This window comes from Natronococcus roseus (genome assembly GCF_043677095.1).
GTDB lineage: Archaea > Halobacteriota > Halobacteria > Halobacteriales > Natrialbaceae > Natronococcus > Natronococcus roseus.
Genome location: NZ_JBHLJR010000002.1, coordinates 511,053 through 536,863 on the forward strand (window position 1 = coordinate 511,053; position 25,811 = coordinate 536,863).

General features: G+C 67.0%; 27 protein-coding genes. 19 read left to right on the plus strand and 8 right to left on the minus strand.

What is annotated here, in order from left to right; translation table 11 throughout:
• Positions 1-155 precede the first annotated feature (155 nt).
• The gene (locus ACFEMD_RS07065; RefSeq protein WP_394740320.1) at positions 156-311 is read left to right on the plus strand and encodes an FmdB family zinc ribbon protein; all 156 of its coding nucleotides are present in this window, start codon (positions 156-158) and stop codon (positions 309-311) included.
• Between the two features lie 5 nt (positions 312-316).
• Here ACFEMD_RS07065 and ACFEMD_RS07070 read toward each other — a convergent pair whose 3' ends face one another.
• Positions 317-2,086, minus strand: a complete 1,770-nt coding sequence (locus tag ACFEMD_RS07070; RefSeq protein ID WP_394740322.1) for a GMC family oxidoreductase — start codon at positions 2,084-2,086, stop codon at positions 317-319.
• Positions 2,087-2,158: 72 nt separating this feature from the next.
• The gene (locus tag ACFEMD_RS07075) at positions 2,159-3,166 is read right to left on the minus strand and encodes a gluconate 2-dehydrogenase subunit 3 family protein (protein WP_394740324.1); all 1,008 of its coding nucleotides are present in this window, start codon (positions 3,164-3,166) and stop codon (positions 2,159-2,161) included.
• Between the two features lie 156 nt (positions 3,167-3,322).
• Here ACFEMD_RS07075 and bioB point away from each other — a divergent pair, with 156 nt between their 5' ends.
• The 4 genes from bioB (at position 3,323) to bioD (ending at position 7,494) form a co-directional block, all read left to right on the plus strand.
• Positions 3,323-4,444, plus strand: a complete 1,122-nt coding sequence (gene bioB, locus ACFEMD_RS07080; protein ID WP_394740326.1) for a biotin synthase BioB — start codon at positions 3,323-3,325, stop codon at positions 4,442-4,444.
• A 28-nt stretch (positions 4,445-4,472) separates the two neighbouring features.
• On the plus strand, positions 4,473-5,525 hold the full coding sequence (locus ACFEMD_RS07085; protein WP_394740327.1) for a transcriptional regulator: 1,053 nt from the start codon (positions 4,473-4,475) through the stop codon (positions 5,523-5,525).
• A 77-nt stretch (positions 5,526-5,602) separates the two neighbouring features.
• Positions 5,603-6,811 (plus strand): aminotransferase class I/II-fold pyridoxal phosphate-dependent enzyme, encoded by a 1,209-nt coding sequence (locus ACFEMD_RS07090; protein ID WP_394740328.1) that lies wholly within the window; start codon positions 5,603-5,605, stop codon positions 6,809-6,811.
• A complete protein-coding gene (gene bioD, locus ACFEMD_RS07095) occupies positions 6,808-7,494 on the plus strand; it encodes a dethiobiotin synthase (RefSeq protein WP_394740330.1) in 687 nt (228 codons plus the stop codon). Before ACFEMD_RS07090 ends, bioD begins: the two co-directional genes overlap by 4 nt.
• Before the next feature lie 7 nt (positions 7,495-7,501).
• Here the strand turns inward: bioD and ACFEMD_RS07100 are convergent, their stop codons facing one another.
• Together ACFEMD_RS07100 and ACFEMD_RS07105 are read right to left on the minus strand one after the other, a co-directional pair.
• Positions 7,502-7,687 carry a hypothetical protein gene (locus ACFEMD_RS07100; protein ID WP_394740331.1) on the minus strand — a complete coding sequence of 62 codons (186 nt, stop codon included), beginning with the start codon at positions 7,685-7,687 and terminating at the stop codon, positions 7,502-7,504.
• Positions 7,688-7,785: 98 nt separating this feature from the next.
• Positions 7,786-9,282, minus strand: a complete 1,497-nt coding sequence (locus tag ACFEMD_RS07105) for a replication factor C large subunit (protein ID WP_394740332.1) — start codon at positions 9,280-9,282, stop codon at positions 7,786-7,788.
• Positions 9,283-9,753: 471 nt separating this feature from the next.
• Here ACFEMD_RS07105 and ACFEMD_RS07110 point away from each other — a divergent pair, with 471 nt between their 5' ends.
• The 4 genes from ACFEMD_RS07110 (at position 9,754) to ACFEMD_RS07125 (ending at position 12,776) form a co-directional block, all read left to right on the plus strand.
• Complete coding sequence (locus ACFEMD_RS07110; RefSeq protein ID WP_394740333.1) at positions 9,754-10,938, plus strand: S8 family peptidase; 1,185 nt, start codon at positions 9,754-9,756, stop codon at positions 10,936-10,938.
• Between the two features lie 99 nt (positions 10,939-11,037).
• A complete protein-coding gene (locus ACFEMD_RS07115) occupies positions 11,038-11,793 on the plus strand; it encodes a competence/damage-inducible protein A (protein ID WP_394740334.1) in 756 nt (251 codons plus the stop codon).
• Between the two features lie 80 nt (positions 11,794-11,873).
• On the plus strand, positions 11,874-12,584 hold the full coding sequence (locus tag ACFEMD_RS07120; protein WP_394740335.1) for a helix-turn-helix domain-containing protein: 711 nt from the start codon (positions 11,874-11,876) through the stop codon (positions 12,582-12,584).
• 3 nt (positions 12,585-12,587) lie between these two features.
• A complete protein-coding gene (locus ACFEMD_RS07125) occupies positions 12,588-12,776 on the plus strand; it encodes a hypothetical protein (RefSeq protein WP_394740336.1) in 189 nt (62 codons plus the stop codon).
• A gap of 13 nt (positions 12,777-12,789) precedes the next feature.
• Here ACFEMD_RS07125 and gcvH read toward each other — a convergent pair whose 3' ends face one another.
• Both gcvH and gcvT read right to left on the minus strand, forming a co-directional pair.
• The gene (gene gcvH, locus ACFEMD_RS07130) at positions 12,790-13,173 is read right to left on the minus strand and encodes a glycine cleavage system protein GcvH (RefSeq protein ID WP_394740337.1); all 384 of its coding nucleotides are present in this window, start codon (positions 13,171-13,173) and stop codon (positions 12,790-12,792) included.
• Between the two features lie 2 nt (positions 13,174-13,175).
• Complete coding sequence (gene gcvT / locus ACFEMD_RS07135; protein ID WP_394740338.1) at positions 13,176-14,273, minus strand: glycine cleavage system aminomethyltransferase GcvT; 1,098 nt, start codon at positions 14,271-14,273, stop codon at positions 13,176-13,178.
• Between the two features lie 147 nt (positions 14,274-14,420).
• Between gcvT and ACFEMD_RS07140 the strand changes: the two genes are divergently transcribed.
• The 5 genes from ACFEMD_RS07140 to ACFEMD_RS22050 all read left to right on the plus strand — a co-directional run bounded on the left by ACFEMD_RS07140 (position 14,421) and on the right by ACFEMD_RS22050 (position 18,547).
• Positions 14,421-14,876 (plus strand): NYN domain-containing protein, encoded by a 456-nt coding sequence (locus tag ACFEMD_RS07140; protein ID WP_394740339.1) that lies wholly within the window; start codon positions 14,421-14,423, stop codon positions 14,874-14,876.
• Positions 14,877-14,945: 69 nt separating this feature from the next.
• Entirely contained in the window at positions 14,946-15,797 is an 852-nt protein-coding gene (locus tag ACFEMD_RS07145; RefSeq protein WP_394740340.1) for a TatD family hydrolase, read from the plus strand.
• 75 nt (positions 15,798-15,872) lie between these two features.
• Entirely contained in the window at positions 15,873-16,454 is a 582-nt protein-coding gene (locus ACFEMD_RS07150; protein WP_394740341.1) for a DUF2150 family protein, read from the plus strand.
• 175 nt (positions 16,455-16,629) lie between these two features.
• Positions 16,630-17,967 carry a hydroxymethylglutaryl-CoA synthase gene (hmgB, locus tag ACFEMD_RS07155; RefSeq protein WP_394740343.1) on the plus strand — a complete coding sequence of 446 codons (1,338 nt, stop codon included), beginning with the start codon at positions 16,630-16,632 and terminating at the stop codon, positions 17,965-17,967.
• Between the two features lie 199 nt (positions 17,968-18,166).
• Entirely contained in the window at positions 18,167-18,547 is a 381-nt protein-coding gene (locus ACFEMD_RS22050; RefSeq protein WP_449560118.1) for a DUF7344 domain-containing protein, read from the plus strand.
• 285 nt (positions 18,548-18,832) lie between these two features.
• Here the strand turns inward: ACFEMD_RS22050 and ACFEMD_RS07160 are convergent, their stop codons facing one another.
• Positions 18,833-19,282, minus strand: coding sequence for an ester cyclase (locus tag ACFEMD_RS07160; RefSeq protein ID WP_394740344.1), 450 nt, complete (start codon positions 19,280-19,282; stop codon positions 18,833-18,835).
• A gap of 134 nt (positions 19,283-19,416) precedes the next feature.
• On the opposite strand from ACFEMD_RS07160, the gene dpsA (ACFEMD_RS07165) reads away from it, so the two are divergent.
• Together dpsA (ACFEMD_RS07165) and dpsA (ACFEMD_RS07170) are read left to right on the plus strand one after the other, a co-directional pair.
• Positions 19,417-19,992 (plus strand): DNA starvation/stationary phase protection protein DpsA, encoded by a 576-nt coding sequence (gene dpsA / locus ACFEMD_RS07165; RefSeq protein WP_394740345.1) that lies wholly within the window; start codon positions 19,417-19,419, stop codon positions 19,990-19,992.
• Between the two features lie 2 nt (positions 19,993-19,994).
• Complete coding sequence (dpsA, locus tag ACFEMD_RS07170) at positions 19,995-20,564, plus strand: DNA starvation/stationary phase protection protein DpsA (protein ID WP_394740347.1); 570 nt, start codon at positions 19,995-19,997, stop codon at positions 20,562-20,564.
• Between the two features lie 18 nt (positions 20,565-20,582).
• Here the strand turns inward: dpsA (ACFEMD_RS07170) and ACFEMD_RS07175 are convergent, their stop codons facing one another.
• Positions 20,583-20,804, minus strand: coding sequence for a hypothetical protein (locus tag ACFEMD_RS07175; RefSeq protein ID WP_394740348.1), 222 nt, complete (start codon positions 20,802-20,804; stop codon positions 20,583-20,585).
• Between the two features lie 209 nt (positions 20,805-21,013).
• On the opposite strand from ACFEMD_RS07175, the gene ACFEMD_RS07180 reads away from it, so the two are divergent.
• From ACFEMD_RS07180 to ACFEMD_RS07190, 3 genes are all read left to right on the plus strand, one after another.
• The gene (locus ACFEMD_RS07180; protein WP_394740349.1) at positions 21,014-21,808 is read left to right on the plus strand and encodes a sulfite exporter TauE/SafE family protein; all 795 of its coding nucleotides are present in this window, start codon (positions 21,014-21,016) and stop codon (positions 21,806-21,808) included.
• A 3-nt stretch (positions 21,809-21,811) separates the two neighbouring features.
• A complete protein-coding gene (locus tag ACFEMD_RS07185; RefSeq protein ID WP_394740351.1) occupies positions 21,812-24,286 on the plus strand; it encodes a heavy metal translocating P-type ATPase in 2,475 nt (824 codons plus the stop codon).
• A gap of 137 nt (positions 24,287-24,423) precedes the next feature.
• Positions 24,424-25,683: an AI-2E family transporter gene (locus tag ACFEMD_RS07190; protein ID WP_394740352.1), complete on the plus strand. Its 1,260-nt coding sequence runs from the start codon at positions 24,424-24,426 to the stop codon at positions 25,681-25,683.
• Positions 25,684-25,811 lie beyond the last annotated feature (128 nt).

Below are 25,811 nucleotides of genomic sequence, written 5' to 3' on the forward strand. Positions count from 1 at the left end.
TGACGCCGAACCCACATCTCGTTACTCATGATTCGACGTGCCGTTTTTTACCTGTTGCTCGCCTCAGAGCGACCGCGAGCGTAGCGGCCGTCCCGTACACGTCAGCGAGACGCTGCCACCTGGGGTTCATCGGATCCTGGCCCGTCCGATACGGTATGCCAGTCGACCTCGAGTGCGATACCTGTGGTCACCGCCACACGATTCCGGAGCGGCCGGACGACCCCGAGGGCGGCGGAACGGTCTGCCCGTCCTGCGGCGCGAAACCCTTCACCGTTCGCCGGGAGGGGGTTGCGTGGCACCCCGACGGCTGAACCGCCTACGACTCGGCCTCGGCGAGCAGGTCCGGACTCTCGAGGTACTCCTCGATCCCCTCGGCGGCGCGGAAGGCCAGCGCGCCGACGGTTCCGGTCGGGTTGTAGCCGCTGTTGTGGGCGAACGCCGAGGCGCCGGGGATGAACAGGTTGCGGGCGTCCCAGCACTGCAGGTAGTCGTTGACCACCGATTCGTCGGGATCGGCGCCCATAATCGCGCCGCCGGTGTTGTGGGTCGTCTGGTAGGGAATGATGTCGAAGTCGCCCTCGAGGCCGCCGCTGGCGTCGATCCTGTCGGCGCCCATCTCCGCCATGACCTCCTCGCAGACGTCGCTGCCGTACTCCGCGAGCGCGTAATCCTGGTCGTGCCAGTTGAACGTCATCCGGATCAGCGGAAGCCCGTAGTCGTCGGTGTAGTTCGGATCGAGGTCGAGGTAGTTGTCTCGAAACGGAAGGACGGCGCCCTGGCAGGAAATCTCGAGCCGGCTGTGGTTGTACTCGAGGCTCGTTTCCTTGAACTCCGACCCCCACGACGGGGTTCCCTCGGGGACTGGATTGTTAGCGATCGGGCGCTCGCCGGTCTGGTTGATCGCGACGTTGCCCCCGTGGAGGAAGTCGAGCTCCTCGTGGTCGAAGTTGTCGCCGTTGATGTCGTCGAAGGAGGCCCCGAGCGCGCCCGCACCCATGTAGAGGTTCCACTCCTCGTCGTCGAAGTAGCCGGTGGCGCTGCCGCCCATGTTCTGGTAGCAGTAGTTCTTCCCGACGACGCCCTCGCCCGTCTCGGGATCGTAGGGCTCGCCGATTCCCGACAGGAGGAGCAGCCGGACGTTGTTGAGGACGTAGGCGGTCAGCGCGACGGCGTCGGCCGGCTGTTCGTAGACCGTGTTGGTCCGCGAGTCGACGTACTTCACGCCCGTAACCTGCCGCGCGTCCTCGTCGTAGAGCAACTCGACGACGTTCGAGTGGGTCCGCAGCTCGAAGTTCCCCGTCTCCTCGGCCGCCGGCAGCACCGTTACGGTGGGATCGGACTTGGCGCCCCACTCGCAGCCGAACCGCTCGCAGTAGCCGCAGTACTCGCACCGGCCGAGCCGGACGCCGTCGGGGTTCTCGTAGGGTTCGGAGAGGTTCGCCGACGGTTGCATGAACGGCTCGTAACCGGCCGCGTCGGCGCCCTCCGCGAACCGCTCGAGTGGCGGCGACTGCATCATGGGTCCCACCGGGTAGTCGTTCGACCGCGGACCCTCGTAGGGGTTCCCGTCGTCCCTTCTCTCGCCGTCGACGTTGCCGGCGACGCCGGAGATGCCGGCGATCCGCTCGAACTCGTCGTAGTACGGCTCGATCTCCTCCCAGGAGATCCCCCAGTCCTGCAGCTGCATATCGTCGGGGATCGCCTCCTCGCCGTAGCGATCGATCGTCTCCGATTCGATCTCGAAGTCGTAGGGTAGGAAGCGAAACGTGATTCCGTTCCAGTGGACCCCCGCCCCGCCTTCGCCGGTGCCGGGGAGGAAGGCCCCGTAGCGGCGCATCGGCAGCGCCGTCTCGCCCGGCTCGTGTCGGAAGGTGATCGTCTCCCGGGAGAGGTCCTGCATCAGTTTGTACCGCAGCGCGTAACCGAGTTCGTCGTGGACCGTGAGCCAGTCCTCCGTCGATCGTTCGCCCCCGCGTTCCAGACTCACAACGTCGTACTCCGCCTGCGCCAGTTCTTTCGCGACGATACCGCCCGTCCAGCCCGCGCCGACGGTGATGACGTCGACGGGATCCAGTTCGATTGTCATTGTCTCTCGTATCGTATCGCAGTCGTTCGATCGCTCCGTGCCGCGCGTCCGTGACCGGCCGTCCCCCTCGAGTCAGTGATCGTGCTCGCCGTCCGGGTTGAGTCCGATCTCCTCGACGTCGTCCGCGATGCTGCGCGGTTCGTCGATCTCGTGGTACTCCTCGTCCTCGATGTGCGCCCGGAAGCTCCCGAGCGCGCCGGGCGTCCCGGGGAAGTTCTTTAGTCGCCAGCCGATCATCTCCTGGTTCCCGCCGTACATCGGATCCGCGAACATCCCCTCGAGGGTATTCTCGCGAAGCGTGAGGAAGAAATCGCTCGGTTCGAGCAGTTCGAACGTGTCGACCTCGTCGTTCTCTAGCGCTTCGATGACCTCGTCTTGCTCCTCGCCGTCCAGGTCGACGAAGCTGTCGCCGTACTCGCTCTCACAGTACGCCTCGACGAAGTCGATCGAGTAGGTGTAGGCCTCCGCCGGCGTGATCGGGTACTGCCAGCCCTGGCCCGCGACGGGTTCCTCGTCGGCCCACGCGACCTCGGTCTCTTCGTCCTCGGGATCCTCGGGGTCCGCTTCGAACTCGTCGGGCTGGTCAACGACCTCGTCCTCGTCCCCGTTCCCGTTCCCGTTCTCAGCCGTCTCCTCCTCGTCGCCCTCGCCGTGTTCGGGCGGCTCTCCCACCCCCTCGGCCTCGACCGGCGCGCCGGCGCGACCGGCGTCGTCGACCGCCGTGTCGAGATCGAGCTCCTCGACGCCGGGAAACGGCGGCTCCATATACCAGTTCTCACCCTGCCCCCAGTCCTGGTTCATCTGGCGGTCGATGAAGTACACTACGCCCGCCTCGGGCGCTCCCGGCCCGTTCTCGTCGGAGGGGTAGATTCGGTTGGCCATCTCCTGGACGATTTCGGCCTGCTCGAGCGTAAAGAACTGCAACCCCTGCTTTTCGATCTCGGCCTCCTCGAGGTCCTCGAGCGAGAACCCGCTCGACGCTTCGGCACGCCTGGCGACGATGCTCAGACCGATGAAACCTCCGCCCGTCGCGATCGCCTCGCGCCGGGTAAAATCCAACCGCGGGTTATCGTTCGGCATGGAACGCCCGACACCGAACCCGTATATAATGGTGAGACCCTTGATTTGCAAGCTCCGCGCCCGGATCGGCGACGGAACCCGAGCGGTGCCGCCGCCACGTCGCATCCACTGACCGTCTCCCCAATTATTATATACCCGTCAACCAGCTAGTCGTGTGTGGTTTACGAGACTGGAAATCCGACGGTCGACGACGCCCTCGAGCGGGTGGTGGCCGGCGAACGGCTCGATCGCACCGACGGGCTCGCGCTGATCGCCCAGCCGGTCGAGCCCCTCGCCGAAGCCGGCGCGGCGGTTCGGGATCGCTTCGGCGACGGCACCGTCGACGCCTGCTCGATCGTCAACGCGAAGGCGGGCAACTGCGCCGAGGACTGCGGCTTCTGCGCGCAGTCGGTCCACTTCGACACCGGGATCGACACCTACGACTTCCTCGGTCCGGAGAAGATCCTCGAGGCCGCAAAGCGGGCCGAACGCGACGGCGCCCAGCGCTTCGGGATCGTCGTCGCCGAGAAGGGCGTCTCGCGAAAGCACCGCCCCGAGGAGTGGGCCGAGGTCCTCGAGTCGATTCGACTCGTTCGCGACGAGTGTGACCTCGAGATCGACGCCTCCCTCGGAATACTCACCGAACGGGAGGCCGCGATCCTCGCCGAGGTGGGGATCAACCACTACAATCACAACATCGAGACCTCGCCGCGGTACTTCCCCGAGATCGTCGACACGCACAGCTTCGAGGACCGGGTGGAGACCCTCGAAATCGCCAGGGATGCCGGAATGGACCTCTGTGCGGGCGTCATCCTCGGGATGGGCGAGACCCCGACTGACCGGGTCGAGGCGGCCGTCGCCCTGCAGGAGATCGGAATCTCCTCGCTGCCCGTCAACGTGCTCAACCCGGTCGAGGGAACGCCCCTCGCCGAGCGGGACGTCGAGATCACGACCGAGGAGATCGTCAAGACCGTGGCGGTGTACAAGCTGCTCCACCCCGACTCGCGGGTGCGCCTGACCGGGGGTCGCGAGGTCAACCTCGCGCCCGAGGAGCAGCATCTCCCCCTCGAGGCGGGCGCCGACGGGCTGTTGACGGGCGACTATCTCACGACCGAGGGCCAGTCCCCCGGCGAGGACATAGCGATCGTCGAACGGGCGGGGCTCGAGCCCAACCGCGAGGTAAACGAGTTCGATCCCGAGGCGGTCAAGGCCCGTCACAGCGGGTCGACGGACTCGACGAGCAACGAGGGCGCGGGCAACTCGAGCCCGAGCGCGGGCGCGGAACCGAGCGACGACTGACGACCAGCGAACCGACGAGAATACACTCATGAAGGAAACGACGTTTGCGGTACTCGGCACCGGCGGTATCGGACGACGAACGCTCGAAGTGAGCCAGCACAAGGAGGGGCTCACGCCCGTCGCGGCCTGCGATCGCCACGGTACGGCGATCGATTTCGACGGGCTGGACGTCGACGAGCTGCTGGCGGCGACGGAGGGGAACATCGACAGCGAGGTCGCGACGGACGGCGGAGCGACGGCCGCCGAGGACGGCGTCAAACAGCACGGCGAGAACAGGGGAGTGGTCGCCTCCGAGCAGGCCCGCCCCAGCGACGACCCCATCCAGGACGTCATCGATCACGGCGACGGGATCGACGCGGTCTTGCTGGCGCTGCCGAACTACGAACACGACTTCATCCCTCGCGTCGCGGACCGGTTCCTCGAGGGCGGCTACGGCGGCGTGATGGTCGACGTTCTCAAGCGCTCGCGCGTGATCGGCATGCTCGACGAGCGGACAGCGGAGTTCGAGGAGGCGGGGATCACCTTCGTCTGTGGCGCCGGCGCGACGCCGGGGCTGCTGACGGGCGCGGCCGCGCTCGCGGCCCAATCGTTCGTCGAGATCGAGGAAGTGGAGATCTGGTGGGGCGTCGGCCTCGAGTCGGGATACGAGGACAACCGCGGCACCGTCCGCGAGGACATCGCCCACCTGCCCGACTACGATATCGAGACCGCACGCGACCTCTCCGCCGAGGAGATCGACGCGATCGTCGACGACCACGACGGCGTCATCGAGTTCGAGGACATGGAGCACGCCGACGACGTGTTGCTCGAGCGCGCGGGCGTCTGCGACGCCAAGGACGTTACGGTCGGCGGCCTCCTCGACGTTCGCAGCGACGAGAAGCCGACCACGACGACCGTCTCCGTGACCGGAACGACCTTCGACGGCGAGACGGGGACGAACACCTTCCAGCTCGACGACGCGACGAGCATGGAAGCGAACGTCAACGGACCCGCGCTCGGCTACCTGCGAGCCGCCGTTCGCCGCAACCGCGCCGGCGAGTACGGCGTCGTCGGCCCGGCGGAGCTGATGCCCCGGTTTTGACCGATTCGAACGAACTCCGCGGTCGCCCCGACGCGAACCGTGACAGTGAAAACACACGGCAGACTCCCTTTACTCGAATGGAAGACCGCGGGTTCGACCTCGAGGGTCGGCTCGACGCCCTCGTCGAGCACGACCTGAAACGATCGCTCGCGCCCGCCGACCGGGTCGCGGAGCGGGGGTACTTCGCGTCGCCGTCGGGAGGCGAGCTACCGGTGCTCGACTCCGAGGAGGCGCTCGTGTTCGCCTCGAACAACTACCTCGGACTGACCGCCGACAAGCGCGTCCAGGACGCCGCGCGCCAGGCCGGGGCGACCGTCGGTACGGGCGCCGGCGCGAGCCGACTCGTCACCGGCGACACGCTGGTCCACCAGGACCTCGAGCGCTTGCTCGCCGAGACCAAGGGCACCGACCGCGCGCTCGCCTTCTCGTCGGGGTACGCCGCCAACGTCGGCACGATCACCGCCCTCGAGCCGGACGTGATCTTCTCCGACGAGCGCAACCACGCGAGCATCGTCGACGGCTGTCGCCTCTCGGGCGCCGAGACGGTCGTCTACGATCACTGCGACGCCGCGAGCCTCCGGGCCGAACTGGCCGCGCGCGCCGAGCGACCGGGCGCCGCCGACGAGTCGTGGTTGATCGTCACCGACACCGTCTTCAGCATGGACGGCACCGTCGCCCCGCTCGAGTCGATCTGTGCCGTCGCCGAGGAGTTCGGCGCGTGGGTGATGGTCGACGAGGCTCACGCGACGGGGCTGTACGCCGACGGCGGCGGGGTCGTCCAGGCCGAGGGGCTCGAGGACCGGGTCCACGTCCAGCTCGGGACCCTCTCGAAGGCGCTGGCGAGCCAGGGCGGCTACGTCGCCGGCAGCGACGCGCTCGTCGAACTGCTGGTCAACGAGGCCCGTCCGTTCGTCTTCTCGACGGGGCTGACGCCGATGGCGGCCGCAGCCGCCAGCGAGGCCCTCCACCTCGCCCGTCACGGCGACGCCCGCGAGCGGCTCTGGGAGAACGTCGCCCACCTTCGGGACGGGTTCGAGTCGATGGGGTTCGAGGTGCCCGGCGAGTCCCAGATCCTGCCGATCGTGGTCGGCGACCGCGAGGACGCGCTGGCGCTCGAGGCCGGGATCCGCGACCGGAACGTGATCGCGCCCGCGATCCGACCGCCGACGGTCCCCGAGGGGACCTGCCGGATCCGCGTCGCGCCGACCGCGGCTCACGATCGTAACGACGTCGTCGCCTGCCTCGAGGCGTTCCAGGCGGCCGGGACGGAGGTCGGACTCCTGTGAGCGACTCGACGACGGTCGCCGTCGTCGGCACCGACACCGGGGTCGGCAAGACTGTCGTCACGGCCGGGCTCGCCCGCGAACTTCGCGAGCGCGGCGTCGACGCCCGCGCGATCAAACCCGCACAGACGGGGCATCCACCCGACGACGACGCAGCGTTCGTCGTCGACGCCTGCGGAACCGACGAGGCGGCGACCTGTCTGCGCTACCTCGAGGAGCCCCTGGCGCCGCGGGTCGCGGCCGAACGGGCGGACGATCCCCTCGAGTACGAGTCGCTGCTGGCCGACTGCCGTCGCGAGTGCGAGCGGGTGCCAGTCGCCCTCCTCGAGGGGATCGGCGGGCTCCGAGTTCCGCTGGCGGGCGACCGCGAAGTGGTCGACCTGGTCGCCGACCTCGCTTCGGGCGCGGTCGTCGTCACGCGCTCCGGGCTGGGCACGCTGAACCACACCGCGCTCACCGTCGACGCGCTCGAGCGACGCGGGGTCGACGTTTTTGGGATCGTCTGTAACGGGTACGAGGGAGCGTCCGTCGCCGAGCGAACGAACCCCGGGGAGATCGACCGCATGACCGACCGTCCCGTGGAGACGGTGCCGCCGCTTTCGGGTTCGGACCCGACGGCGCTCGCGGACGGCGTTCGCGACGCGCTCTCGCGGTCGTTCGCCGATCGGCTCGTCGAAAAAGCGTAGCTACCGGTTACAGCCTCGGTGCGGGTCGGTCGCCCTCCAGAACGGGGTCGTCGGTTCCCACCGCCGAGTCGGTCGTCGCCTCGACGAACTGGGAGACGATCGCCGACTTCCGGTGGTTGACCTCGAGATGGATCCGGAGATCCGTCCGTTCCTCGTAGCCGTTCGAGCAGAGCGGGCAGTCGTAGTCGGTCATTATTCTACACTCACCAGGAGTGGGTGTCCACATCGACTGCCGTAATAGTGTCGATTAGTTCACACCTGGACATGTTTGTACACCAACAGCAGCCGCAGTTACATGAAATCCGAGAGACCGGACTGGTCGTCGTCGGGTTCGGCGGGCTCGTCAGCCGCCCCCTCAGAGGGTGACTCATCGTCTCCGGTCTCGGCGACGGCCTCGAGCGACTGCTGGTCGTCCCCATCGTCCTCGTCGTCTTCGTGGTCTTCGTCGAGGTCCTCGAGTTCGTCGTCGCTCGAGGCGCTCCCGAAGAAAGCACCGCCGGAGTGTTCGACCGCCTGCTCCTCCCGGTGTTCTTCCGCGTCGGCGACGATCGACTCGACCTTGTTGGTCGTCTTCCCGCTCCCGGTGACGAAGGAGACCTCGCCCTCGTCGAGTTCGTAGATGGCGGCCATCCGAACGGTCAGCTCGCGGTTCTTGCAGTGGTGGGTCATCGCCGAGAGGAACGGCAGGATCTCCCGGCGGGCCGTCGCGACGCTGGTGCCCTCCCGCTCGGCGATGCGCTCGGCGATGGCGTCGCGGGTGTTTCTGGTCCCCTTGGTGCGGCCGAGCTTCGACCAGTAGCTGGGGGGTCCGTAGCGGGTCCAGCCGCCCTTCGGCTCTCGACGGGAGGCCGCGACTCCCGCGGTCATGTTGTCGGTGGCGTACCGCCAGAACGAGTAGTCCTGCGTGGCCCGCACCCGGCCGAGCCAGCGGTCGGCGTTCGAGAGGAACCCGTAGGCGTCGGCCAGCTCCTCGCCCGCGTAGTCCTTCGGGACGTTGTCCTCGATCCAGTTCAGCAGGTCGTCGGGCGTCTCGTCGACGTCGTAGGAGGCGTACAGCGCGCCCTGGGCGTCCTCCTCCTTGATCAGCGCGTCCAGGAAGTCGAAGATACCCTCCGTCGTGTCGCGTTCGCTCGTGACGACGTCCTCGACGGTCAGCCGTTCGGCCTCCTCGGCGACGGCCTGCAGGTCGTTGACCGCCGAGCGGAGGTCGCCGCTGGTCGACTCGGCGATCTTCTCTAAGGCCTCCTCCTCGAACTCGACGCCCTCGCGACGGCAGATGTCCCGCAACACGGGGACGATCGAGCGCTTGGAGACGTCCCGGAACTCGATCGTCTCGCAGGCGTTGCGAAGCGACTGGCTCATGTCGTAGAACTCGTTGGCGACGAGAACGATCGGCTGGTTCGCGTCCTTGACGACCCGCGTGACCTCACGCGAGCCGCCGTAGTCGGCGTTGCCGTGGAAGTTGTCCGCCTCGTCCAGGATCACGAGTCGTCGCCCCGAGCCGCCGGCGGTGAGGGTCCCGCTCTTTGCGGCCTCGCCCGCGACGCGCTCGATCACGTCGGCGCCGCGGCTGTCGCTGGCGTTGAGCTCCATTACGGGCCAGCCCATGTCGTTGGCCAGCGCGTGGGCCGCGGAGGTCTTCCCGACGCCGGGGCTGCCGTGGACGATCACCGCCTTTCGGTGGTCGTCCCAGCTCTCGGCCCACTCCTTCAGCTGGTCCCGGGCCTTGTTGTTCCCGCGTACCTCCGACAGCGTCGTCGGACGGTACGTCTCGGTCCAGTCGCTCATTACGACGTGGTTGGTGCGAGTCGCGTTTAGGGATTGCGGAGCGTCACTCCTCGGCGACCGTCCTCGGGTCGAGGCGAGACGTGATGTCCTCGTACCGCGTCGGCGCTCGAGACGATGTATCCTCGGATCGGATGAGTGCGAACGGCGGTGCCACAACTCCTCTCGGTAGGGTTGAGACACCGTTTCGGGGCGTCTCCGAGCCAGCTTTCGTCCGTCTTTCGAGAAGACGATCCGTTTCCGTGGACAGTCATCGAACGGCCTCGTCCGTGCCGTCTCACACGCCCATCCACGAAGGTTATCTACACGGAAGAGGGACAGAGCGTCTCGATGCCCGAAAGCTCGGCCCGTGGCGACGGGCTCCGATCGGATGCAAAATGGGTTCTGTTGTTTTCGGTAATAAAATTACGCATACGCTGCTTACTTTGATACTAGATCTTCATTATAAATACCTCGTCTGCTACGTAGGAATATATGGTGCACGATACCTCACGACGGGCGGTACTGATAGGAGCGGCGGGCATCGGACTGGGAGCAGTTGGGACGGCAGCCGCGGACGACGAAGCCCTCGCACAGTACATCGTCACCGGCGGCAACGCGGCACAGCTCGAGCGCGAGGGGTTCACCGTCGCCCACGAAATCCTGGACGCGAACGTCTATCTCGTCCGGGGGCCCGCGGACTCGGACCCCAGCACCGCGAACGGCGTCGACGCGGCGTTCGAGGACTTCAGCTACAGTCTCGACGTCCAGGAGTCGCCGGCCGATGCCGAGACGGACGGTGCGACGGAGGACGATCAGTGGGACAAGCACCTGATGGACGCCTTCGAGGCCCACGAGTATGCGACCGGTGCCGGAACTCGGATCGGGATCCTCGACACCGGCGTCGACCACGAGCACCCGGACCTGGGGAACGTCGATGCCGAGACGAGTCGGTCGTTTCTCGGATGGGAGGAGTCCGAGCACATCGGTGATGCACAGACACATGGGACACACGTCGCCGGCATCACCGGGGCGACCGGAGCCGAAGGCGTCACCGGCGTCGCACCGGCGACCGAACTCGTCTCGCTTCGGGTCTTCGCCGAGGAGGGGGGCGCGAACGTCGGCGACTCCTTCCTCGCCCTCGAGTACGCCGCCGAGCTCGGTCTCGACGCAGTTAATATGAGCATTGGTAGCGCACCTCAACCACCAGAGGACAATCAGGAAGGGTTCCGAATCGCCCGGCAGCGCGTCGTTCGCAGCGTCACCCAGCGCGGAACGGCCGTGATCACGAGCGCCGGCAACGACAGCCAGAACCTCCAGCAGGGCGGCTGGATCTCGCTGTGGGGGAGCCTTCCGAACGCGACCTCGGTTAGCGCGACGACGATCGATGACGAGCTCGCGGACTTCTCGAACTACGGCGCGAACGAGATCGCCGTCGGCGCGCCCGGTGCCGAGGTGCTATCGACCCTCCCGGATTCGTCGTACGGTCTGGCGTCGGGAACCTCGATGTCCGCCCCGCAGGTCGCCGGACTCGTCGGCCTCGTGCGCGAACTCGAGCCGGACGCCAACGCGAATCAGGTCGAGAACGTCATCGAGCGCGGGGCGGAGGGCGGCGGTCGAGGCGACCCCGAAACAGGTGCCGGGCGAATCAACGCACTCGAGACCGTCAGAACGATCTAAAAGCTCGGTTCGCTCTTCTTCGTCGAGCCGGACCGACCGTCGTCGAGGGCCGGAAACAGCGAGCGCAGTCGCTAACTGACTCGAGCCCCAACCCGGTCCATGAACGTCGCGATCGTCACCGTCGGCGACGAGCTGCTGGCGGGGACGACCACGAACACGAACGCCGCCTGGCTGGCCGAACAGCTGACCCAGCGAGGCGCGACCGTCGAGCGCATCCTGACGATCCCAGACGACCGCGAGCTCATCGCCGCCACCGTCGCCGACTGGAGCGAGGCCTTCGACGCCGTGCTCGTCACCGGCGGGCTCGGCGGGACGCCGGACGACGTTACGATCGAGGCCGTCGCCGAGGGACTCGACCGGGAGCTGGTCGTCCGCGAGGAGATCTACGACAGCCTGACCGAGAAGGCCCGGCGGTTCCGCGAGGAGAACCCGGATCTCGTCGCGGAGTACGACCTCGAGATCGACCTCGAGGCTGCGGCCTCACTCCCCGAGGGGGCGGTGCCGATCGTCGTCGACGAGGCCTGGGCGCCGGGCTGTACGGTCGAGAACGTCTCCGTCTTCGCGGGCATCCCCGAGGAGATGCGGGCGATGTTCCGCGAGGTCGCCGGAGAGTTCGCGGGCGAGGCTCGCTCCCGGACCGTCTACACGCCGGCCCCGGAGGGATCGCTGACGGCCGTTCTCGAGGGCGTGACCGACGAGTTCGACGTCGCCGTCGGGAGCTATCCCCGCGGGGAGGATCGGCCCGGCCGGATCCGTCTTTCGGGGTCGGATCCGGAGACCCTCGAGGCCGCCGCGAGCTGGATCGACGCGCGGATCGAGACGGTCGATCCCGCGCCGTCGGAGCCGACCGACTGACCGCGATCCCGCCGACGGCCGCCGGTTTCGGGGGACGCCGACTCCGGTAGCTACTTGGGCCGACCGGACGACCGTCGCGTATGGGCGGCCGTGGACCCAAGCGAGAGCTCGCCGAGAAGATCGCCGGAGAGATCACGCTGAGCGACGACCCCGGCGCGACGTTGCGAAAGTGGCGCACCGACTTCGGGGTCTCCCAGACCGACCTGGCCAGCGAGCTCGAGGTGTCCTCTTCTGTCATTTCGGACTACGAGAGCGGTCGCCGGGAGAGTCCCGGGATCGGCGTCGTCGGCCGACTCGTCGAGGGGCTGCTCGCGATCGACGAACGCCGCGGCGGCGACCGGATCCGCCAGTACGGCCGCGTGCTCTCGGCGGGGTTCGAGAGCGACGTCGTCTACGACCTCCGGGAGTACGCCACCTCGAAGCCGCTCGTGCAGCTGTACGACGAGATCGGCGCGACCGAGGTCGCCGCCGGCAACACGGATCGGGTCAGCGGCCACACCGTCATCGACAGCATCGGGGCGATCACCCGCCTCTCGAGCGAGGAGTTCTTCCGGCTGTACGGCCAGAGCACGAACCGCGTACTGGTCTTTACCGGCGTCACGCGAGGCGAGGCCGTCGCCGTTGCGCTCCGGGTCGTCAACCCGACCCCGAACGCCGTCGTCCTCCACGGCATCGAGGAGGACGATCTGTGGGAGCACGCCGCAGACCTCGCCCGGATCGACGGCTACTCGCTGGCCGTGACGACCGAACCGCTCGAGGAACTGCTCGACCACCTCGTCACGCTCGAGTAAGGAATGTCGGAGACACCGGCCCGCCGAAAGGATCTGTGGACGGCGGCGCTGACCGCTGTCTTTCTCGCGACGCTTGCCGTCGTCTACGTCGTCGACGAGCCGGAACTGTGGCTCGTCTGGGCAGTTCTGACCGTCGTCGTCTCCGGAGCGGTGATGGTGTTTTTCAACCGGGAGACGCCCCAGGAGCCCTGATCAGGCGATCTGATCAGGCGATCTGATCCTCGTACTCGTCGGCCGACAGCAGCTCGTCGAGCTCGGTCTCGTCGGCGCCCTCAATCTCGAGCATCCAGCCCTCGCCGAACGGATCCTCGTTGACGAGTTCGGGCGAGTCGAACAGCGCCTCGTTGACCGAGAGTACCTCCCCGCCGACCGGCGCGTACAGGTCGGAGACGGCCTTGATCGACTCGATGACGCCGAATTCCTCCTCCTGAGCGATCGACTCGCCCTCGTCGGGAAGTTCGACGAAGACGACGTCGCCCAGTTCGTCCTGTGCGAAGTCGGTGATGCCGACGCGGATTCCGTCGTCGGTCGGGAGTGCCCATTCGTGCGATTCGCGGTACCGTCGGTCGTCTGGAACGTCGAAACTCATGGTTATGCTGTGTCGATAAACGGCGTGGTCTCAACTCTTGCTTTCTTCGATCGGCCGCGAACGACGACCTGGAGCGTCGTTCCCGGGTCCGCGTACTCGACCGGGACGTAGCCGAGTCCGATCGGCTGCTCGAGGGTCGGACTCATCGTGCCGCTCGTGACCTCGCCGACGACTCGGCCCTCGGCGTTCGTGATGTCGTAGCCGTGACGCGGGACGCCGCGGTCGATCAGCTGGAAGCCGACCAGCTGCTCTTCGACGCCGTCCTCGTTCGCCTCGGCCAGGACGTCCCGGCCGACGAACTCGGTGTCGAGGTCGACCGCAAAGCCGATCCCCGCCTCGTAGGGCGTTCGCGGGTTCGACTCGAGGTCGAACTCCTGGCTGGCCAGCAACAGCCCCGCTTCGATCCGGAGCGTGTCGCGGGCGCCGAGCCCGCAGGGCTGACACTCGAGTCGGGACCAGACCGTCTCGGCCTCGGCCCACGGGACGACGAGTTCGAACCCGTCCTCGCCGGTGTAGCCGGTGCGGGCGGTCCAGCACTCGACGCCGGCGACGGTCGCATAGGTAGCCTCGAACCGACCTAGCTCGGTCGGCGCATCCTCGGAGACGTCCTCGAGCAGGTCGGCCGCGTTCGGTCCCTGCAGGGCGAACATCGCGTACTCGTCGGTCTGATTGTCGACGGTCGCCTCGAGCTCGAACTCGTTGCGGTAGCCGATCCAGCGCTCGTGGGTCGCCTCGTCGGTGCCCGCGTTGGGGACGAAGAGATACGTCGCGTGGCCGTCCTCGTCGGGAAGGCGGTAGACGACGGTGTCGTCGATGATTACGCCCTCCTCGTCGGTTATCGCCGCGTACTGGGCGTCGCCGACCTCGAGTCGTGTCACGTCGTTGGTCGTGAGCCGCTGCATCAGCGTCGTGGCGTCCGGGCCGGTAACGTGGATCTGACCCATGTGAGAGACGTCGAAGATCCCGACGTCCTCCCGGACGGCCCGGTGTTCCGTCTGGATCGAGTCGAACTCCACGGGCATGTCCCAGCCACCGAACTCCGTAAACTTCGCTCCACGATCGGCGTGGATCCCACGCAACGGCGGCGTCTGAAGCGGCATAGTCGGCCTCACACTCCGGGGGTAGTAATGTCTTTTCGTCGGTCGTGGCCGTCTCGCGAGCGCAACTCGGTTCGACGTCGCTCGAAGGGCGGGTCTACACGGCGTCGTTTCGCCACACCTTTTTTCGCGGAGGGGGTATTCGACGGCATGTTCGAGCGCCTCCGGACCCGGTTTGGGACCGGAACTGACGGACCGACGGTCGGCCTCTTCGTGGACGGGCCGAACGTCTTTCGCGAGGAGTTCGACGTCGATCTGGACGACCTGCGAACCGCCGCCGAGGAACTCGGTCGGGTGGGCGTCCTCCGACTCTACCTCGACGAGCACGCGACGCCCGGTCTCATCCAGGCCGCGGAGGCACGCGGCTTCGAGGTGATCGTCACCAGCGGCGACGTCGACGTCAAACTCGCCGTCGACGCGACCGCCCTGACCAGCGAGGATGCGATCGACCGCCTCGCGATCGCCTCCCGGGACACCGATTTCAAGCCCGTTCTCGAGCACGCGGGTCGGAACGGGGTCGAGACGATCGCCATCGCCCCGGGCAGTTACGGTCGTTCCGACGCGCTGCGGAACGCGGCCGACGACGCGGTGACGCTCGGCGAGTAACGCCGTCGGTGCGAGCCCGGACGCGAGCGAGTCGGTGACTTTTCGGCCGCGGACGCCCCAGGGTCGACCATGATCGACGACGAGACGCCGGTTCTCGACAACCACCTCCACCTCGACCCGGACAACCATCGCGGTATCGACGCCGTCCGCGACTTCGTTCGCGTCGACGGCACCCACATGCTCGTGGTGAACAAACCCTCCTGGCACCTCGGGGTCGAGGCCGACGAGGGGGAGGACTTCAGACCCGTCTTCGAGCGCACCCTCGAGATCGTCGCCGACGCCTCGGCCGAACTGCCGGGTCGGGCCTGGCCCGTTCTCGGCGTCCATCCGGGTCTGATCTCGCGGCTCGTGAACGAACGAGGGTACGCCCCCGAGGAGGCGAAAGAGATCATGCGGGGCGGGATCGACGTCGCCGCGGAGTACGTCGAGAGCGGCGACGCGCTGGCGCTGAAATCCGGTCGGCCCCATTACGCGGTCGACGACGACGTCTGGGCGGCCTCGAACGCCGTCATGCGTCGCGCGTTCGAGCGCGGAGCGGACCTGGACTGTGCCGTCCAGCTCCACACCGAGGGGAGCGAGGATCTCACCGAGGTCACGGCGTGGGCCGAAGAGGCCGGGCTCCCCGCCCACAAGGTGGTCAAACACTACGCGGGCGGGCGCCTCGAGGGCCCGATCCCGAGCGTCATCGGCGAGAAGGACGAACTCGAGCGCGCGGCCGAGCGCGGCGAGCCGTTCCTGATGGAGACCGACTACATCGACGATCCGGACCGTCCGGGCGCCGTGCTTGGCCCGAAGACGGTTCCCCGACGGGTCGCGTGGCTGCTCGAGAACGGGTACGACGACGCCGTCAGAAACGCCCACGTCGAGACCCCGAAGCGGGTGTACGGTATCGACACCGAATCGACGCTCGAGCGGGCCTGAAACGGCCGTCTCGGGATTGTCGTCGCGGAATACAGGTAGAGAAAGGCATTTCAAGCGGCCGGTGTAGGTGTCTGTATGAGCAATCCCCCCACCGAGTACTACTCGGCGGAACGCTGGCAGAACTGGATCGATCGCATCAAAGACGAGGAGATCGATCCGGAGGACGAGGACTCGGCCCGACTGCTGCTTAACCTGCAGGACGACACCGCGATCGCGATCGCGAAGATCGTTTCCGACTACGACGACGGCGAACTCGAGCAGGAGGACGCGCTGGCCGAGATCGAGGACGTCCGCGAGGTCGTCCTCAGTGAGGTCGACATCGAGGACGAGGAGAAGCTGATCCTCGTCGACGGCGTCCAGACGAGTCTGGTCTGTGTCTTTTTCGCCGCCGAGGAGTACGTCGCCAACGGTCCGGCCGAGGAGGGGACCGTCACCGACTACCTGGGCGCGGCCGCCGACGCGGAGGCCGAGGAGAACCTCGACGCGGCGCTGGGGTATGCCGCCCAGGCCGGCACGCTCGTCATCGACGACGAGGAGCTCGATATGGGCGTCGCCGAGGAGTTCGAGTACGGACTCGTCACCGAGTGGATCAACGGCCTCGACAGCCTCCAGAGCGCGATGAGCGATCCCGAGGTCGTCGAGGAAGACGAGGACTGAATTTTTCGGGCACCGTTCGACAGCCGACGAGCGATTCTCCCGCGATACCCGTCGTCCGCACCGGCCGGTTCGTCGATCGTCGCTCCCGGAGCGACTCGCACCGTCGACGCGGTGTTCGACGACCGTCGAAACGACGAACGACAATATCATATAGATCGGACAGTATTCCCGTACTATGACCACAGTCGGTATCGACGCCGTCGAGATCTGGACCGGGAACCTCAAGCTCGACCTCCCCGGCACCTTCGCCCCCCAGAAGGGCGAGGACCCGGAGAAGTACACGAAGGGGCTGGGGCTCAACGCCAGCTCGTTCCCCGACAGCTACGAGGACATCGTCACGATGGCGGCGAACGCGGCCCACCGACTGATGGACCGCAAGGGCCTCGAGCCAGACGACGTCGGCCGGATCGACGTCGCGACCGAGAGCGCCTTCGACAACTCGAAGCCCGTCTCGACGTACGTCGCGGGCTGCCTCGAGCAGGTGTACGACGGCGACTTCCACCACGCCAACAAGGGCGAGCGGAAGTTCGCCTGCATCGCCGGCACGCAGAGCCTCGACGACGCCTACAACTGGATCCGCGCGGGCCGCAACCGGGGCCGGGGCGCGATCGTGATCGCAACCGACACGGCGCTGTACGCCCGCGGCGACGCCGGCGAGGCGACCCAGGGAGCGGGAGCCGTCGCGATGTACATCGCCGAGGACCCCGACCTCGTCGAGCTCTCGCCCGAACAGGGGTACGGGAGCGCCGACGAGACCGACTTCCTCAAACCGAACCAGCAGTTCCCCTCCGTCGACGGCAAACGGTCGGTGCAGGTCTACCTCGCCCGGATGCGCGAGGCCCTGCAGGACTTCGAGAGCGTCGCGGGCGACGTCCACCCTGACGACATCGCGTTCATCCCGTTCCACACCCCGTTCCCCGGAATGGTTCGCAAGGCGGGCCTGCTGGGCTATCGCTACATCACCCGCGATACCGCCATCGAGGAGGAGCTCGCCGAGGAGATCGGCCGCCAGCCTCGAGAGGAAGCGTTCGACTCCGAGGACGACTACCACGAGGCCCTCCGGGAGTACACGGACGCCCTGAAGGGGACCGACCGCTACCAGCAGTGGTACGCCGAGACCATCGACCCGACGCTGACGGTCTCCCGCGAGGTCGGCAACTGGTACACCGGGTCCGTCCACATCGCCCGCATCAGCGCGATGAAACACGCCCTCGAGGACGGCCGCGATCTGACCGGCGAGACGCTGCTGGTCGGCTCCTACGGCAGCGGCGCCCAGGCCGAGATCCACGCCGAGACCGTCTGCGAGAGCTGGGACGAGGAGCTCGAGGCGCTGAACGTCGACGAACAGCTCGCGGCCCGCTACGACATGAGCTGGGAGGACTACGAGGAGGTCCACGACGCCCACAACCACGAGATGGACGTCGACGTCGAGGAGTTCACAACGCCCGAGGAGGAGTTCGTCTTCGACGGCTGGGGCCGGATGGGCGAGCGCAAGTACCGGTACGTCGAGTAGCGGGTTTTGTAGCAGTAGTTGGTAGTGCGGCTTCTTTATTCAGTCTGGGCTGTGAATCTGCATCGCTCGAATCGTCGCGTAGATCTGCGAACTGAGCGGGGTACGCTCAATCACTCAGTTAATCAAAACAGCCGTGGACCGTGAAAATGATACGCATTTAACGTTATGAGGGACGATAGCTGAAGGCGAGGGAGATAGAATGGTTAATTATGACAACTTGTTTGACGCATTGGCGGCCGGCCACCGACGACAGTTACTAGTAGAATTACTCTCCAGCCCCCAATACGTTTCAAAGCCGTCCGGCATTTCCCAGGAGATTGTAGAAGCGGACAAGGCCCTACTTCAGAGATATCTATCCAGTTCTCGAACGATTGTAGATGCGGATGAGTACTCGGTCAGTATGCACCACACCCACCTTCCTAAATTAGCAGAGTACGGATTCATCGAGTGGGATCGAGATGACAATCTCGTCGTACAAGGCCCCCGTTTTGACGAGATGAGTCCTCATCTCAGACTGGTGGCTGAACAGCAGGATGAACACCGTACAAAAGGTCCCGTCTTGACATCCTCCCCCGACTGAAGGCGGGACACACCGTTATGTACTGTTAGCGTAGATTTTTGCGATCCGAGCGGGACATTCGGTCCCGCTGGCCGTGTGAATAGTGCGAGACCGAAGGTTTCGCATATCGCGCGAACGGTGCGCGGTTCGGAGTGAACGCAGTGAGCGAGAACCGCGATGTGAACGGGGAACAGAGTGAGCCGTGAACGGACGCTGCGCGTCCGTGAGCAGAGGGCGCGAAGCGCCAGTGAGCGACGAGTGCTCGTGCGAGGGAGAAGAAAACGGAGACCCGCAGCCGCGGTTAGTCTACCGCTCGGCCCCAGCGGTTCTCGCCTCGAGCGCCCCCAGTTGTTCCGCGAAGCCGAGCGTATCGTACGCGAGCCACGTTTCGATCAGTTTCCCGTCCTCGATGCGGTCGAACTCCATGCCGACGACCTCGAAGGCCTCGCCGGTCGGCTCGAGGTCGAGGTCCGGAACGGGTCCCTCCTGGGTCCCCCGGATAGTGAAGTGGACCGCGACGAACTCGTCGTCGGCGATCACGTGCTCGATCGTCGCCGAGAGGTCCGGGGCGGCCTCCCGCAGGGACTCGACGTGGTCTTTCAGTCCCTCGCGGCCGCGGATCGGCTCGGGGCTCATCGGGTCGTAAAGCACGTACTCCTCGCTCACCAGTTCGTCGATCGCATCCGCGTTGTCCTCGGTGTAGGTCTCGAAGGAGACGCGCTCGACGAGTTCCTCGTTCGATTCGTTCCTCGCCATCGTTCTCACCCCACGTGTACTGGGGTCGTGTGTGGGGTTAACACACTCGTTCGAAATCCTCGCTCCCCGGGGTCGTGTCGGCAATGTGGCAGGCAGCGATGAAATATAAGTCGCCCGGGAAACGACTCCACACGATGACGAGACGAGAGATCGGGCTGGTCCGCGAACCGGAAACCGGCGACCGCCGCCAGGAGTGGGGCACCGTCGGGACGAACGACCTCCGGATCGAGCCCGAGGCGGCCGAGGCGATCGTCGACGCCCTCGGCGTCGACTGCGCCGGCTCGTTCAACCTCTTCTACCTCCTTCGAAAGCACTACTGGACGGCCGAGGGTGCCGAGTTTCGCGAGGTCGCGGCGTTTCTCGAGGGGGCGTACAAACGAGTCCGCGCGATCAACGACGATCTGGCGGTCCGGATCGTCGAACTCGGGGGGATCCCGCCGAACACGCCGCCGACGATCCAGGAGCGCGCCGCGGTCCACCTCGAGGCCGAGGATCTGTACGACCTGCGGGCCTCGCTCGAGGGCGATCTCGAGGGGTACGCGACGCTGGTCGCGAGCGTGCGCGAGCACGTCGAGCTCGCTCGGGAGGCGGGCGACTTCGGGACGGCTGAACGGCTGGACGACCACCTGACGGCCCTCGAGGACGACGCCCACGCGATCGAGCAGTTCCTCGAGGGCGATACGCTCGTACTGACGGAGGCGACGACGTAACCATGGCGAGCGAACCACATCTCCGAACTCCCGGCGCGGAACGAGTCCGTCAGGAGTGGAACACGATCGGCGAGAACGAGCTCGGAATCGACCGGGACGTGGCGGAGTGGATCGTCGACGCGCTGAACGACGAACTCTCGGGACTGTACATCCTGTTCAACCAGGTCCGGAAACACTACTGGCTGCTCGAGGGGGCCGAACTCGAGGATCTCGGCGGCGTTCTCGAGGACGCCGCCGATCGGCTCGCCGAGACGACCGACGCCCTCGCCGTTCGCGTCCACGCCCTCGGCGGGGTGCCGGTCTGCGGTCCGATGGGGATCCGCCAGCACGCCCCGCTCCACATCGAAGCGCCCCACCACTACGACGTGCGATCGTCGCTCGAGCGCGATCTCGAGGGGTACGCGACGCTCGTGGCGCTGTTGCGCGACCACGTCGAGCAGGTCGAACGACTGGGCGACACGGCTACCGGCGAACTGCTTCGCGAGCGCCTCGTCGTCCTCGAGGACGACGCCCACGTCCTCGAGCGGTATCTCGCCGAGGACACACTCGTTCGGCGCGAGGCCCTCGACTGACGGATCGTTAGGACCGACTCACTCCCGCCACCGCTCCCGCTCGGCCGCCCGCGCCCGCGACTCGAGCTCGTCGGCGTCGGCGTCGCTCTCGAGCGTGACGTCCCCGCCGTGAGCGTGGGCCACGGACGCGTCGAGTCGCGAGCCCGCGAGTTCGGAGTCGGTCTCGTCCCGGTCCGAGCCCGTCTCGTCGCGACCGTCGTCGGACCCGGGCACCACGCGCGAGATGAGGGTTCGAAGCATGCGTCCTCGTTCGGGGGCGAACGTGATAGCTGTTTGTCCGTTTCGATCGTGACGTGGTACCGGTTCGAACCCGAACGCGTACGGCCGTTCGGCCCTCGCTCCCCCGAGGCCGCGACCGAGCGTGCCTCGAGGCGAAACCGATTACCCTGTCCGGCGGATAGCTCGAGCAACGAGTACCGCCTCCCGATCGCCCTCGACTCCGACCACACATGGATCCGTTCACCCTCCTCGGCATCGACGTCGCGCTGTTTTTGCTCATCGGCCTGCTGGCCGGCGCCCACTGTATCGGAATGTGTGGGCCGCTGGTGACGGTCTACGCGGGTCGGATGGACGACGGTGGCTCCGAAAAGCGCGGCTCGCACCTCTCGACCTACGAGGTGCGCCAGCACGCGCTGTTCAACCTCGGTCGAACCGCGAGCTACACGCTCATCGGTGCCCTCTTCGGCGCGCTCGGCGGCCTCCTGTTCGTCACGACCGACTCGCTGACACCCCTGGTCGAACCGATCCGGGGTGGCGTCGGCCTGCTCGTCGGCGGGTTCGTCATCGCCACCGGGATCTACTACCTGCTCGGGCGGACCACGGGCGGGATCCACCTGCCCGGCCTCGAGCGGCTGACGGGCTGGCTGATGAGCCGCGTCGATCGGTTCGCGAACGGCCCCGGCATCGTCGGACTGGGCGCGCTTCACGGGCTGCTCCCCTGTCCGATCCTCTACCCGGCCTTCCTCTATGCGTTCGCAACCGGGTCGCCGGCCGGGGGTGCCCTCGCGCTCGCAGCGCTGGGAATCGGGACCGTTCCCGCGGTGTTTCTCTACGGCACCGTCGTCGAGTCGGTCGACGTCGTCCACCGCCAGCGGGTCCACCGCCTGCTCGGGGTCGCGTTCGTCGTGCTGGGCTACGTCCTCTTTGCCCACGGGCTGATGAGCATCGGGATCCACCTGCCCCATCCCGAACTCCCGTTCTACGACGGGATCGACGCGCCGGGCGCCGACGCCCACGATCACTAACTCATGACCGATCACACCCACGAAACCGGTTGCACGCTGTGTGAGCTTCCCGTCGAGGGCAGCGACGTCACCGACGACGAGGGGAACCGCTTCTGCTGTGTCGGCTGCCGGGACGTCTACGACGCCTTAGGCGACGTCGAGGACGTCGCCCCCGAGGACGTTCGTCGACAGCGGGCCGACGACGGGGAGCGGGCGGTGCCCGACGACCACGAGTCGACCTACCTCGAGGTCGACGGGATGCACTGTGCGACCTGCGAGGCGTTCATCGAGTCCGCGGCGCTGCGCACGGAAGGGGTCAGCAACGCCGACTCGAGCTACGTCACCGACACGGTGCGGATCGACCACGATCCCGACGCCGTCTCACAGGTCGACCTCCAGGAGGCGATCAGCGGCCTGGGCTACAGCGCCTACGACCGCGAGGACGCGTTCATGCGGCGGAAGGCCGACAACTGGATGATGGGCCGGATCATCGTCGGCGTCCTCATGGGGATGATGGTGATGATGCAGTACCTGCTGATCATCTACCCCACCTACTTCGGCGGGCTGTTCTACGACCAGCGGACGTACGAGTTCCTCAGCCAGGCGCTGGCGAGCGAGCTCGCGACGCCGTTTTACCTCATGATCGCCGCGCTGACGACGATCGTGCTGGGCGTGACCGGCAAACCGATCCTGCAAGGTGCCTACGTCGCAACGAAGACCCGGTCGCCGAACATGGACCTGCTGGTGACGATCGCGGCCGTCAGCGCCTACCTCTACAGCACGCTGTCGATCGCCGTCGGCGGCGACCACATCTACTACGACGTCACCGTCGCGATCATCGTCATCGTCTCGGTCGGCAACTACTACGAGTCGACGATCAAGGAGAAGGCCACCGAACGGCTCTCGGACCTCACCGCCGTCCAGATCGACGAGGCCCGTCGCGTCGGCCCGGACGGGGGCCACGAGGAGGTCGCCGTCGACGACCTCGAGCCCGACGATCGGCTCCTCGTTCGGGCCGGCGAGCGGATCCCCGTCGACGGCGAGGTCGTCGAGGGCGAGGTCGCCGTCGACGAGGCCGTCGTCACCGGCGAGTCCCTGCCCGTCGGGAAGACGGCCGGCGACCGGGTCGTCGGCGGCTCGCTGGTCACCGACGGCGCCGTCACCGTCCGCGTCGGCGAGGACGCCACGAGCAGCCTCGATCGCGTCACCGAACTCGTCTGGGACCTCCAGAGCTCGAGCCACGGGATCCAGAAGCTCGCGGACAAGCTGGCGACGATCTTCGTTCCGCTCGTGCTCGTGCTCTCGGTCGTCGTGACGACAGTCTACCTCTTGACCGGTGCGGGCGTCGCCGACGCCCTGCTGGTCGGGCTCACCGTGTTGATCGTCTCCTGCCCGTGCGCGCTCGGGCTGGCGACCCCGCTGGCCGTCGCCGCGGGGGTTCGGGATGCCCTCGAGCAGTCGATCGTCGTCTTCGACGACACCGTCTTCGAGCGCATCCGCGACGCCGACACCGTCGTCTTCGACAAGACGGGGACGCTGACGACCGGGGAGATGACCGTCGTCGAGACCGACCTCGAGGACGAACTGCTCGAGAACGCTGCCCGGCTCGAGCGCCGTTCGGCCCACCCGATCGGTCGGGCGATCGCCGCCGAGCGCCCCGTCGCTGACGGCGGCACGCTCGAGGCCGAGTCACCCGCGGACTCGGCTCGAGCCGACGGCGAGGCCGAGGACGCCCTCGAGGCTCAGGGGGGAGCCGACGATGGTATCGAATCCTTCGAGAGCCACCGCAACGGTGTCTCAGGCGTCGTCGACGGCGACGAGATCGTCGTCGGCCACCCCGATCTCCTTCGCGGTCGGGGGTGGACGGTTCCCGACGACATCGCCTGCCGAATAGAGGACGGTCGCGAGACGGGACGCGTCCCGGTCGCCGTCGGCAGGAACGGCGTCGCGGAAGGCGTGATCGTCGTCGGCGACGACCTCCGCGAGGGCTGGTCGGAGACGCTGTCGGCCATCGCGGAGACGGGCACCGAGGTCGTCGTCCTTACCGGCGACGACGCCAGCGCGGCCCGTCGGTTCCGGGAGGAGCCGTCAGTCGACCGGGTGTTCGCGGGCGTCCCGCCGGAGGGGAAAGCCGAGACCGTCGACCGACTCAAGAAAACGGGCCGGACGGTCATGATCGGCGACGGTACCAACGACGCGCCGGCGCTGGCCGCCGCGGACCTCGGGATCGCGCTCGGCGGCGGGACGGCGATGGCCGCGGACGCGGCCGACGTCGCGCTCGTCGACGACGACCTCGGCTCGGTCGACACCGTCTTCGAACTCGCGCGGGCGACCGACCGCCGAGTAAAGGGCAACATCGGCTGGGCGTTTTGTTACAACGGGATCGCGATCCCGCTCGCCGTGACGGGGCTGCTCAACCCGCTGTTCGCCGCGCTCGCGATGGGCGCCAGCAGCCTGCTGGTCGTCACGAACTCCTCGCGGTCGCTGCTCGAGGGCTGAGACGGGCCGCCTACCGGTTTTCCCGGAGAGCGCAGGACGGCTCGCGGTCGCGTCGGAGCTGACCGACGACGCTCCCTCGTCGACAGCGGAGCGATCTCAACGCGAACTAATTAGTCCTGGACGTCCAATCGGGGACTATGTCTACGCGCCCGGAGCTGTCGGAGTGGCTCTCCGACCGAGCGGGATTGGTCGTTCTCACTCTCATCAGCGTCCTGCTCGCGGCGCTTATCGTCCTGCCGTATCTCCAGTACGTCCTGCTCGGCGTGATCCTCGCGTACATCCTCATGCCCGCCCAGCGCCAGCTCGAGAAGTACGTCCGGTCGATGACCGCCGCGCTCGTCCTCGTCGTCGTCGCGATCCTGACGATCCTGCTGCCGGTGATGTACGTGCTCGCGATCGCGCTGGGGCAGGCGCTCGACATCGCCATGGACGTCCAGGACGGGACGCTCAACGTACAGGATATCGAACGGCAGATCGAGACGGAGTTCGGTTATCCCGTCGACCTCCAGGAGACGTATGACACCTATCAGGAGCCGATCGCGACCGGGTTACAGGAGCTCGCGACCGGTGCACTCGAGTTCGTCGGCGGGGTGCCGTCGATCGCCATCGGACTGACGGTGACGGTGTTCGTGCTCTTTGCACTCCTCCGCGACGGCGATCGGCTCGTCAGCTGGGTGCAGTACGTCCTTCCCGTCGAGGACCACGTCCAGCGCGAACTCCTCACCGAACTCGATCAGCTCATGTGGGCGTCGGTCGTCGGCAACGTCGTCGTCGCGATGATCCAGGCCGTCCTGCTGGGCGTCGGGCTCATGTTTCTCGACGTGCCGGCGGTCGTTTTGCTCACCGTCGCCGCGTTCGTCGCCGCGTTGCTCCCCCTGGTCGGCGTCTTTGCCGTCTGGATGCCGATCTCGATCTACCTGGCGGTGATCGGCGAAACCGTCCCTGCGGCGATCCTCGTCGGCTACGGCCTGCTCGTCAGCGCCTCCGACACGTACCTCCGGCCCGCCCTCATCGGGCGGACGAGCGCCTTCAACTCCGCGATCGTCGTCGTCGGCATCTTCGGTGGCCTCGTCGTCTTCGGCGCGGTCGGGCTCTTTATCGGCCCCGTCGTCCTCGGCGGCGCGAAGATCACGCTCGACCTCTTCGCCCGGGAATGGGCGATCAGCGAGGGGAACCCGCCGATCGGCCCGCTTCCCGCGGCCGACCCCGCGGCCGACACGGCCCCGAACACGGGGATCACCGACGACTCGCCGATCCCCGACGCGGAGAGCGACGACCCGAACGAGGAACCGAGGTCGGAGTCTCCGGCCGAGTCCGAACCCGAACCCGAACCGGAGTCCGGAGCCGACGCCGATCGGCCGGAGTCGACGGGGTCGGAAACTGACTCCGCCGAGTGATCGTCGCCTCCGCGAAGAGGTGCGTTCATTACCCCGTGTCCGCAACTACCACGTATCGTGTCTCGGAACGAAACCCGGACTTGCCGCGATCGCAACGGGCGAAGCCGAGACGATCGGGACCCTCGCTA